The sequence below is a fragment of the Gardnerella sp. DNF01198P genome (assembly GCF_049244165.1).
Classification (GTDB): domain Bacteria; phylum Actinomycetota; class Actinomycetes; order Actinomycetales; family Bifidobacteriaceae; genus Bifidobacterium; species Bifidobacterium swidsinskii.
Genome location: NZ_CP058382.1, coordinates 696,396 through 708,882, shown reverse-complemented (window position 1 = coordinate 708,882; position 12,487 = coordinate 696,396). Strand labels below are relative to the sequence as shown.

6 protein-coding genes are annotated in these 12,487 nt (G+C 38.8%); 2 read left to right on the top strand and 4 right to left on the bottom strand.

What is annotated here, in order from left to right; translation table 11 throughout:
- Positions 1-6: 6 nt before the first annotated feature.
- The 4 genes from HXT44_RS03085 to guaA all read right to left on the bottom strand — a co-directional run bounded on the left by HXT44_RS03085 (position 7) and on the right by guaA (position 7,487).
- The gene (locus HXT44_RS03085) at positions 7-2,097 is read right to left on the bottom strand and encodes a cysteine peptidase family C39 domain-containing protein (protein ID WP_004111355.1); all 2,091 of its coding nucleotides are present in this window, start codon (positions 2,095-2,097) and stop codon (positions 7-9) included.
- The gene (locus HXT44_RS03080) at positions 2,084-4,789 is read right to left on the bottom strand and encodes a DUF4135 domain-containing protein (protein WP_116440595.1); all 2,706 of its coding nucleotides are present in this window, start codon (positions 4,787-4,789) and stop codon (positions 2,084-2,086) included. The genes HXT44_RS03085 and HXT44_RS03080 overlap by 14 nt, the downstream gene beginning before the upstream one ends.
- Before the next feature lie 34 nt (positions 4,790-4,823).
- Positions 4,824-4,955 carry a lacticin 481 family lantibiotic gene (locus tag HXT44_RS03075; RefSeq protein WP_004111352.1) on the bottom strand — a complete coding sequence of 44 codons (132 nt, stop codon included), beginning with the start codon at positions 4,953-4,955 and terminating at the stop codon, positions 4,824-4,826.
- Between the two features lie 969 nt (positions 4,956-5,924).
- Positions 5,925-7,487 (bottom strand): glutamine-hydrolyzing GMP synthase, encoded by a 1,563-nt coding sequence (gene guaA, locus HXT44_RS03070; RefSeq protein WP_004111344.1) that lies wholly within the window; start codon positions 7,485-7,487, stop codon positions 5,925-5,927.
- Between the two features lie 402 nt (positions 7,488-7,889).
- Between guaA and HXT44_RS03065 the strand changes: the two genes are divergently transcribed.
- Together HXT44_RS03065 and pta are read left to right on the top strand one after the other, a co-directional pair.
- The gene (locus HXT44_RS03065; protein ID WP_004111342.1) at positions 7,890-10,367 is read left to right on the top strand and encodes a phosphoketolase; all 2,478 of its coding nucleotides are present in this window, start codon (positions 7,890-7,892) and stop codon (positions 10,365-10,367) included.
- A gap of 287 nt (positions 10,368-10,654) precedes the next feature.
- Positions 10,655-12,361 carry a phosphate acetyltransferase gene (gene pta / locus HXT44_RS03060; RefSeq protein ID WP_410310462.1) on the top strand — a complete coding sequence of 569 codons (1,707 nt, stop codon included), beginning with the start codon at positions 10,655-10,657 and terminating at the stop codon, positions 12,359-12,361.
- Positions 12,362-12,487: the final 126 nt, after the last annotated feature.

The following is a 12,487-nucleotide window of genomic DNA, read 5'->3' as shown; positions in this document are numbered from 1 at the left end:
GCGTACTTAGACATTAATATCTCCATTCATTTGTGATTTGTAATAATTTCGATACATTTCGCTACTATTCAATAGCTGCGAATGTGTACCAATTTCTGGTGATGCAATATCACTGAAAAATATAACTTTGTCTTGCGGTTTCAACATTCGCAAGTTGTGCGTAACTAACATAATTGATAATTGTTTGTTGTTTTTAAGATTCGAATGAATAGTTTTTATAAGTTCTTGATTTAACCCAATATAAGGCTCATCCAAAAAAACCCATCCGTTTTGAGCCGAAACAAGAGCGCGAGCAATAGCTAATCTCTTTTTTTCTCCACTTGACAAATTAGAAGCATTTTCCAACAATAAGGAATCCAATTTTAAAGGAAATTCTTTTATACGTTGATCTAAAGAAACTATTTCCAGTGCCGACCAAAGTAAGTTAGCATCTTTTTTATCATATTCACCCACAAGAAATTCTCGGATGGTGGATCCGCCTAAAGGTGTATCAGCTAACGAAACTCCAACTTTATCGTTAAAACTACTCGGCTGATACAACAGACCTTGATGAGGTATTAAACCAAGCAGAGTCTTAATAAAGGTTGTTTTTCCAATACCAGATCTGCCTATTAGAAATACCTTCTCTCCAGGAGTGAAATGAATAGTCCCATAATCTAAATGTTTATTTCCTGGTAAAGTTACACTCAAATTTGTAGCAACTAATTCAGAGCTAGAAGAATCTTCGACAAATAATTGTTTAGGTTGCGTAGCAGTAAGGTCATTATTCCTATCTAGATTTTGTCGTACAGTTACATATCCAGTAAACGAGTTAAGCACATCTTTTAATCCTGATACAGATAGTGCTGCACATGATTGTATCATTAGCATTTCACCCAGGTTAACACTGCCCATTTTGAAACAAAATGCTAGATAAACGGCCAGAAAAATATTTGAAGCATATGTGAAAAAAGAAGAGAACGACTGAGCTAACGTAACTAGTTTTGTTAGCGATAGATAACTAGACGTTAGTGAATCATTTAATTGAATCCATTTATCTGCAATATAATTGGTTTTACGAGTAGAAATAAGAACAGCAATATCTTCAATATCATGTTGAATTCTAGTTGATAAGTTTTGCTGAGATTGAATAAAATCAAACGTCAATTCTTTTTGTCTATTAACAATGAAATAGTTAATGGTTGCAAAAAAAGCTAACCCTAAAAGTAGAACGACTGAAATAATAGGGGTAAAATAGGCTATGAATCCAAGAAGGACAGTAGAAGATATAGCTGAAAACAGTTGAGGAATGATTGCCTTTTGTAGCGTATCACGCACCGTAGTGCGTAAAGCTAACTTCTCGATTAAAGCACCTATGCTGGAACGTTCGAAATAAGATAATGGCTGTTGTGTCATTGATTTGATTAGACGATTTGAATAAGCCCTATCAAAATCTCTAGCCCCTTTTTCTAATGCTTTTACCTGCACAAAATAATTCAATACAGTAATTAGCCCTATACACCCTACTGCTATAAACAAATAGTTAAAACTATTGTTTTTCTCAACTATACAACGCAATAACGCAGCGTATAATAATGAAACACCTTGAATACAAATAAAAGAAAGCAGCATCCACAAAAAACCAGTTTTTGAAAATAAAGAAAAAACATTAGTTTTTTTCACAGGATCTTTTTTATCGATTTTCACTTTTGATGAAGAATCTTTAGAAATCGACAACACTGTTCCTGAAAAAATTCTACTAAGTTCATCAATACGAATACGTCTTATACCGTATGCTGGATCGTTTATAACTAAAAACTCTTTTTTTACTTTTGATAGCACAACATAATGATTGTTGATCAAATGTAAAATCAAGATTGAATCACTTTGCTTGGCATATTCCAACAACTCTAAAGAATTAATACGATATGCTTTTAACAGTAGACCATATTTTTCACATAAAGATCGCAAACTAGATGCTCGTAATCCATCAGACTCAAATAGGTAGTGTTCAGGATTAATCGAATATGGATCTCTGCTAATCCCATAAACAGACAAAACCATGGCAAAACATGCGAGTAAACAATCTTTTTCTGACTGTTGTTTAATCATTTTCATTTGCATCACTCCTTACTGGAATAAGAGGAAACAAAGTTGCTTTGTCATTAGAGAGTTCATCGAGGAACAATTTAATCCCTGCTAGTCCTGTCATAAGTCCTAAAGATTGAAAACGATTATTACCGAACCCACATCCAAAATCAACAATATAACGTAGGAATAGTTTAATCTGACGACTCAATTCAACACTTTGATTTACAGATAAAAGACCTTGCTTATCAAGAAATATTAGCAACTTAAGGTTACCTGAAATGCCATGGCACATAGAAAAACTTGTTAATGAATAAAAGCTAGAAAGAATATGTTGAATCCCTAAATGAATTTCTTCACGAGCTTTTTGACGTTCAAAATAATCTAGAAATCCTACTGTTTTATCCAATTCCAATAATAAATATCGGCTAAGAACCATACCAGTTGTTCCATTACACCAGTTAGCAGTTGGAATTGATGGAATATGACGCGTATCCACCCATAAACCACTTGCATTTATAAATGAATCATCTGTCTTTATAGCTTTTAATCCAAGATCGACGTATTCTTCGTTATGGAGAACTATTCCAGCCTTAAGAAGCGACAATCCTATGCCAGCATTACCATGCGCAAAGCTGGCATTAGCTTTTCTTACTTCATTTCCGATAGGCCATCGCAAAATCCCTTCTTCACAGATCATTTTTTTCTTTAAACTGTATGCAGCTTCTTGAATAAGAACATGCGTATAATCAGTGTGCATATCAGCCAAAGAAAAAATAAAACCCGCGTTCCCTCCAAGAACATCATGAACACTATCTTTTCGAACACAATTCAAGATTTCATTAATATTGCACGATAAAAATCGATTACGATCTTCACCAACAATCAAACGAGACATATAACTCAAATAAACTGAACTAGATGTAAATTGACCATTCTTATCATCGGGAAGACTATTTTTAAGAACAGTCTCAATACCGTCTCTTCCAGAATATAAATTACTGGAAACAACATCAATAACTAGATTGTCCCGATCATCAACATTGGCTCCAAACCAATATCTATTCTTCGAATTATGTTTATCAATTACAGCATACTTTGTAAAGAATTCTTCAATACTAAAAGATAAATCGGAAGCTATCTGTGTTTGTGACTTTAGCGCAATTAAACTATTTTTTTTGCAAGTCTCACAATAGGTTATCCATTGCGTGTTTTGCACTGTAGCTACACCTTTAAGAGAAAACTCAATCACATCAACTTGAAATTTAAGATCTTTTGTATTCAGCCTTTCAAGTTGTTGTTTCATTAAAGTCATAGGAGTCAAAGAAAGCTCACATAGTAGCTGTTTATTCCCACCATAAAGATCTTTTGAATTTGCTCTACAGTAAAAAGACGGAATAAGTCCAACTTCTAGAACCGAACGCTCGTAGTCAACTAAATTTGAAGATAAAATACCATACTTCTTTTCGCAAAAAATCTTCCAAATATATTCCTTACGTTCTTGAAAACGATATGATTTCAACGCCTCTATAACAGCAGCATATTCTCGGGTATTACGTAATAAAATTCTACTTTCTATAGATGTAGCAACACTTTCTAACTTAGCAATCAACTCCTTACGCACTTTAAGAATAGCTGTATACGTATAATGAAAACCATCTAATATATCATCGTAATAATCTTCCCATGCCAAATTTTCTTCACCATCATATTTACTTAAGAAGGGAGAGGCAGTGTTAGTAGAGACTATTCTATCTTTTCTCTCAAACCTCATATCTAAAGTTCCTATATCAACCAGTTCCTTAACAGATCTAAGTATTCTCTTTGAAGATATAGCACCAACATCATCACGCTCAGATTGATTTGCAGCTAGTGGAAGCATTCCTGTCATAAGAACACTGTTATTTATCCGCTTCAATAGTTTATAATTAAAACTAACATCATTCTTGCGATAACTTTCATTTATATTTAACGCACCTAGTGTCTCATAATCAATAATTACAGGATATTCTCCATGAGCAATAATATTTTCATAATGCAAATCGCTCATACGCAACGCATAAGCCAAACACATAATTTGTCCAAATCTCCGGTAGTATCTTGAAGCCTGTTCTTTTGATGATAATGGTTTGCGATCAATAGATTCATACCAAGAATGATCCCCCAAATTTAAACTTTTTGGCCAAACCAAATCCAATATTTTCTCATCTTCAGATATTAAGCTCCATAGAACTTCCAATACTTGTAAATTACCATTTGAGCCACGCTTCAAATACAACTTAAAGTCTTTTGATTCTACTAGGAAAGAAGGAGGTGTTTCATGTAAATCACCGCAAACTTTAGTTAATATTTTATTATTCTTATTGAAAGAATAATTGAAAACCTTGTTTATCTGATGAACATCACTATGCAAACAACCTGTAACCCATTTTTTATATTCTTTCTTTTTTAATTCTAGTTTTGCTACATTTTCTAGCCTATGCCTTGCTAAATGCATGAATTCTGAAAAGAAAGTATCATCATGCTCTAAACGACTGATGAAATCAGCAAAAGACGGTTTCCCATTCTTGGCTTTATAGTTCGCTAGGAACAGTACTATCGTTGGCCCAAGCACATGCTCCAGCTCCAGATTAGAAGTATCTATAAGACGAATATCAGCACTTCTAACTTTTTCGAATACACCATTAAACTGATATAGCTCATTGGTTTCATCAGTAACCATTTTAGGTGAAATCCTTCCTAACTTCTTTATGGTCTTAACAGCAGGTTAACAAGAATTGCCAAGTGTTCATATGGCATTCATGAGTCAATGTATGCATGACTCCATCTCCAGCACCGAGAATTTCATCTAATTCAGCATCTGTAATCTCAACAAGTACATCTTTCATGTTCGTCTCCTTTGAGGTATCCAAATAAAATAATGTAGTTAATAGAGATTAGGAAGAACTTCACCTATTCCTAGTTACTTAGGACAATTTAATAATCACAAATATAAAAGTGCCTATCCATCAACATGCATATTTTGTCCACTATAGGGTACATGTAGTTCTATGCATAAGATATATATCTTCATGTTAGTTTTTGATACATGCAACTCACCTAAGCTATTGAATACACAGCATCATAAACATTCCTCATACTAAAATGATAGCTTTTAAAACATATCTACAAATAACTTCACCACTCAACAACGTTAGGGATCCTCTTCAAACAATACAGGAATAGCTAAGTTTGTCATAGCCTATGTCTTTGCAAAATAAAAACCTCTAGAGTAAAACACCAACTATTAATGAGCCGTGCACACAACTCGGATTATAGGCGAAAAAAAATTCGATGAGGACCAGACAAAAGACAACTTTTATTGAAAACTCCCATTTATAAGAGTATAAAAAAACTTTTCATATTACTTTTGCAAAACAGCAAACAAAGAATCATAATATTTAAACAACAAATATAAACAATAATTCAATCTATAGATTATAGATAAATATCTATTAATTGATACGTATTATCCAAGATCTTTACCAATACAAAACTAATTATAATCATGATACATCAAATAAGAAATGAAAAAGTTACGATACAAAATCATTAACAGATATACTTTCTGCAACTCACTCTGATACTACATGTGCCCCTTTTCTAAACATTTATAGGAAAGGGGCACACATATCCACGTCATTTTAAAAACACTCTGGTAATAGTAAACGCGACTCATAAAATAAAACTTCTAAAATTAAGCATGCTACTTTTGAAAGTCATTGACGATCTATTTCAGTTATAAACAAATTAATTTATATAATCTTAATTTAAGAAGACTTAAATAATCGTTACAGATTACATATTTACTTTGACGGTCACTCCCACTCAATCGTGGCAGGCGGCTTAGAAGTTACATCAAGCACTACACGATTAATTTGACGACATTCATTCGTAATTCGAGTAGAAATATTTGCCAATACATCGTAAGGCACACGAGACCAATCAGCTGTCATGGCATCCTCAGAGCTCACAGGACGCAAAACAATTGGAGAACCATATGTGCGCTCATCACCCTGAACACCAACAGAATGAACATCAGCAAGCAAAACAACTGGGCATTGCCAAATATCGCGATCCAATCCAGCTTTAGAGAGCTCTTCGCGCGCAATAGCATCTGCTTCACGAAGAACAGCTAAGCGTTCGCGTGTAATCTCACCCACAATACGAATACCTAAACCAGGACCCGGGAATGGCTGACGCCAAACAATTTCATCTGGAAGTCCAAGCTCAGTTCCAATAGCACGAACTTCATCCTTAAACAAAGTACGCAAAGGTTCAATAAGCTTAAACTTCAAATCTTTTGGCAAACCTCCAACATTGTGATGAGATTTGATATTTGCAGCACCATCACCACCACCGGACTCAACTACATCCGGGTAAAGTGTGCCTTGCACAAGGAACTTAACTTCAGCTCCAGTTTTACCAGCTTCTTCAATAACTTGACGCTGAGCTTTTTCAAAAGTGCGTATAAACTTTTCGCCAATAATCTTGCGCTTGCGCTCCGGCTCACTCACGCCTTTAAGTGCGTTCAAAAAGTCATCTTCTGCATCAACTGCAATAAGTTTAATGCCTGTTGCTTCAACAAAATCATGCTTAACCTGCTCAACTTCGCCTTTACGAAGCAAACCGTGGTCAACAAAAACGCAAGTAAGCTGATTGCCAATTGCTTTATGCACCAATGCTGCAGCAACAGCAGAATCTACGCCACCAGAAAGACCACAAATAACTTGTGCATTCCCAACTTCTGCGCGAATCTTAGCAACTTGATCCTCAATAATGTTAGAAGGATTCCAATTATTATTCAGTCCTGCACACTTATGTAAGAATGTAGATATAAGTTCCTGACCCAATGGAGTGTGTTTAACTTCTGGATGCCATTGCACACCGTAAAGTTTGCGACTTTCGTCTTGCATTGCTGCAACTGGAGCACCTTCTGTGTGAGCCAAGACCGTAAAACCTTCTGGAGCACGCTTAACAGCAACACCGTGACTCATCCAAGTATTCTGCGCAGATGGAGATCCGGAAAGTAAACCTTCAGAATCATCAATAGTTGCAGCAGTCTTGCCATACTCACCAAGTGCAGCTTTATCGACATCGCCACCAAGCTCATGAGCCATTACCTGGAAGCCATAGCAAATACCAAGAACCGGTACACCTGCTTCAAAAATCTTTGGATCAATGTCAGGAGCACCTGGTTCATAAACAGAAGCAGGACCGCCTGAAAGAATAATAGCTTGAGGATCCTTAGCAAGCATTTCGTCAACTGGCATAGAGTGAGGAACAAGTTCTGAATACACATTTGCTTCGCGCACTCGACGAGCAATAAGCTGAGCATATTGAGCGCCAAAATCAACGACAAGCACTGGTCCTTTTGCCATGATTCTCCTTATATATAAGTTCTAATACGATTCAACTTATAATAGTGAAACTTTGCGACGTTACGTAATTACAAAACGCCGAAAATTAAACACAAAAGTTACACGTACAGTCTAACACTGCAAAATAACGTTGACAGATTTTTGTGCGAAACGCTTAACTATAAAGTATAAAATGAACATTAAATATAACATAATCTATACAAATGGCTCATTTTTTACGCACATAATCACACATTTTTTCAACACAAATGCACGAAGAAGTAACCAAACGAACAAAAGTCAGACGCTGGCACTATACTGAAACGGATGGAAAAAGAGCTGTAATACATTTGTTTTCCAGTCTCTATAACCAAATGGTAATGATCAAATTGCACTGAAAAGTGCTTGAGTACAGGAGTACACATGACGAGTCCTGTTATTGGCACACCTTGGAAGAAGCTCAACGCTCCAGTTTCCGAGGCAGCTATCGAAGGCGTAGACAAGTACTGGCGCGTTGCCAACTATCTTGCAATTGGCCAAATTTATCTTCGCAGCAACCCTCTAATGAAGGAGCCGTTCACTCGCGAAGACGTTAAGCATCGCCTGGTGGGCCACTGGGGCACCACTCCAGGTCTTAACTTCCTTATTGGCCACATCAACCGTTTCATTGCTGACCACCAGCAGAATACCGTGATTATCATGGGTCCAGGCCACGGCGGTCCAGCTGGTACTGCTCAGTCCTACCTCGACGGTACTTACACTGAGTACTATCCAAAGATTACAAAGGACGAAGCTGGTTTGCAGAAGTTCTTCCGCCAGTTCTCTTACCCAGGCGGTATTCCTTCTCACTTCGCTCCTGAAACCCCAGGCTCCATCCACGAAGGTGGCGAGCTTGGTTATGCACTCTCCCACGCTTACGGCGCTGTTATGAACAACCCAAGCTTGTTCGTTCCAGCAATCGTTGGCGATGGTGAAGCTGAGACCGGTCCTTTGGCTACCGGTTGGCAGTCCAACAAGCTTGTGAACCCACGTACCGATGGTATCGTGCTTCCAATCTTGCACTTGAATGGCTATAAGATCGCTAACCCAACAATTCTTTCCCGTATTTCCGATGAAGAGCTTCATGAGTTCTTCCATGGCATGGGTTACGAACCATACGAGTTCGTTGCTGGCTTCGACGATGAGGATCATATGTCCATCCACCGTCGCTTCGCTGACATGTTCGAAACTATCTTCGATGAAATTTGCGATATTAAGGCTGAGGCTCAAACTAACGATGTAACTCGTCCTTACTACCCAATGATTATCTTCCGCACTCCAAAGGGTTGGACCTGCCCGAAGTTCATCGATGGCAAGAAGACCGAAGGTTCTTGGCGTGCACACCAGGTGCCACTGGCATCTGCTCGCGATACCGAAGCTCACTTCGAGGTTTTGAAGAACTGGATGAAGTCCTACAAGCCTGAAGAGCTCTTCGATGAAAAGGGTGCTGTTAAGGAAGACGTTCTTTCCTTCATGCCAAAGGGCGAACTCCGTATTGGCGAAAATCCAAACGCCAATGGTGGTCGTATTCGTGAAGACTTGAAGCTTCCAAAGCTTGAAGATTACGAAGTCAAGGAAGTTAAGGAATTCGGTCACGGCTGGGGTCAGCTCGAAGCTACCCGTCGTCTTGGTGTTTACACTCGTGACATCATCAAGAACAACCCAGATTCCTTCCGTATCTTCGGACCAGATGAGACTGCTTCCAACCGTTTGCAGGCTGCTTACGAAGTAACCAATAAGCAGTGGGATGCTGGCTATCTCTCCGGCTTAGTTGATGAGCACATGGCTGTTACCGGCCAGGTTACCGAGCAGCTTTCCGAGCATCAGATGGAAGGCTTCCTCGAGGGTTACTTGCTCACCGGTCGTCACGGCATCTGGAGCTCTTACGAGTCCTTCGTACACGTTATCGACTCCATGTTGAACCAGCACGCAAAGTGGCTTGAGGCTACCGTTCGCGAGATTCCATGGCGTAAGCCAATCTCCTCTGTGAACTTGTTGGTATCCTCTCACGTATGGCGTCAGGATCACAACGGCTTCTCGCACCAGGATCCAGGCGTAACCTCCGTGCTCTTGAACAAGACCTTCAACAACGATCACGTAATTGGCATTTACTTCCCAGTAGATTCCAACATGTTGCTTGCTGTTGCTGAAAAGGCTTACAAGTCCACCAACATGATTAATGCTATCTTCGCTGGTAAGCAGCCAGCTGCTACTTGGTTGACTCTCGACGAAGCTCGCGAAGAGCTCGAGAAGGGTGCTGCTGAGTGGAAGTGGGCTTCCAACGCTAAGAACAATGACGAAGTTCAGGTTGTTCTCGCTGGTGTTGGTGATGTTCCACAGCAGGAATTGATGGCAGCTGCCGACAAGTTGAACAAGCTTGGCGTTAAGTTCAAGGTTGTTAACGTTGTTGACTTGCTCAAGTTGCAGTCCGCTAAGGAAAACAACGAAGCTTTGACTGACGAAGAGTTCACTGAACTCTTCACTGCTGACAAGCCAGTCCTCTTCGCTTATCACTCCTATGCACATGACGTTCGCGGCTTGATTTACGATCGTCCAAACCACGACAACTTCAACGTCCATGGCTACAAGGAGCAGGGCTCCACCACCACGCCATACGACATGGTTCGCGTGAACGACATGGATCGTTACGAGCTTACCGCTGAAGCTTTGCGCATGGTTGACGCAGCTAAGTATGCCGACGAAATCAAGAAGCTCGAGGACTTCCGCCTCGAAGCCTTCCAGTATGCAGTCGACAAGGGTCTTGATCACCCAGACTACACCGATTGGGTATGGCCAGGCGTTAAGACCGACAAGCCAGGCGCTGTCACCGCTACCGCTGCAACCGCAGGCGATAACGAGTAGTTTTAAGCTGATAAAGTTAAAACTGGTTAGCTAAAACATTTCGGGAGTCAATCAAAAGGTTGGCTCCCGTTTTGTGTATTAAAACAAAAAAGCTTCATCTATTAAAAACAAACAATGCAATAAAACTGGTTATATGCAAAATAAATTACATTTATAATTACTATTTTGTGCGTGTACAACGTAGATAAGCCGTACAATAGAAAAAGTTTGTTTATATTGCAAAATGCAAAACTTACATTAACAATATAAACCTAGCAGTAACACGAAGTATCAAAGGAGAACGCATCGTGTCGCATATTAATGTAACAATTATCGGCAACGAAGATATGTACGGCAGAAATGCTGTTGCATTCGGAATAACACATATTCTGTCTAATAACTACAGCACTACTGTTTTTCGTCCATGCGCTCAACCAAATGACACTTTTACTAAACAACTTTTGGGTATCGCAAATACTTCAACGAAATTAGAGCAAGTTATTGCAACAACTCCAGAAATAGTTAGAACAAATAAAGATACAGTGCGCGGAGATATCGTTGCACGCTATAACGAATTATTGCAATCCACTTCTGCTCAAGCTTCTATTATTGTTTCTAGTGACGCAAACCCAGCATATGATCCAGAACTGTTTTCTTTCGACGCAACTGTTGCAGCTGACTTGGCATCACCTGTTTTTCTCACAGTTTCAGCTCAAGGCAGAAACTCACAACAAATTTTACAAACTATAGATTCTGCTAATGCTTGCGTTCTTAAATCATGCACACAGGTTTTAGGAGTATTTGTTACAAACTGCGATCCAGAACTTGGAGCTGAGTTGATGCGTGACTATAGCTCTAGGAATTATGCAAACTCAGACGACGAAGCATCCCGAGTAAGCCAAACTCCATTATGGGTTTTGCCACCAATAGATGAAGAAACTAAAAATTCTTCATTAGAAACATTCGTAAATTGCGTTCGAGAAAATGATGTTCTTAATGCTCTCCACCAACCATTTAAAGCTCCAACTACACCTTATGCTTTCCAATACAGTTTATTAGGAAAAGCAAAAGAAAATAAGAAAACTATAGTTCTTCCAGAAGGAGAAGAAGATCGCATTCTTAAAGCAGCAAACTATTTGCTAGAACGTGATATTGTAAATCTAATTATCATTGGAGAACGCGAATCTATTCTTGCTCGAGCAGAAGAACTAAATCTCAATTCTCTTTGCAAAGCTAGTTTCCAATCTATGCACGATGAAGCAATGCTAAGCCATATGATTACAAAACTTTGCGAATTAAGAGCAAAGAAAGAAATGACAGAAAAACAAGCACGTGAACAACTAACAGATGCAAGCTACTTCGGCACTATGCTAGTAGTACTAGGACAGGCAGACGGTCTTGTTTCTGGTTCAGTAAATTCAACAGCTAACACTGTACGTCCTGCTCTTCAAGTTATCAAAACTAAGCCTGGTTCTAAGCTGGTTTCTGGAGCATTCCTTATGTGCTTCAAAGATCACGTATCTGTATTTGCAGATTGTGCAATCAACCCAAATCCTAGTGCAGAACAGCTTGCTGATATTGCTATTCAGTCTGCACACACTGCTGAGACTTTCGGGCTCAACCCTAAAGTTGGAATGCTATCCTACTCAACGCTTGGTTCCGGCAAAGGACCAGATGTTGATACTGTAGAAGAAGCAACACGCATTGCGAAAGAAAAGGCACCTGATTTAGCAATTGTTGGATCTATACAGTTTGATGCAGCATGGTCTCCTACAGTTGCTGCAGCAAAAGCAAAAAATAATAGTATTGCTGGTCATGTGAATGTATTCGTATTCCCTGATTTGTGCGCAGGAAATATCGCTTATAAAGCCGTGCAACGCTCTAGCGGAGCGCTGGCTGTTGGTCCAATTTTGCAAGGATTAAATAAGCCTGTAAATGATTTATCTAGAGGAGCTTTAGTACAAGATATTATTAATACTGTTGCTTTAACCGCTTTAGAAGCACAATCAGAATAAACATAATAAAGCTCCTAAAACAGCACCACAGTGCATACACGATTTTTAGGTATTGCATTGCACTCAATATCTTTAAGTTTGTAGGAACTTAACGCTAAACTAGAGCGTGGCAATTTACAAGCCTTA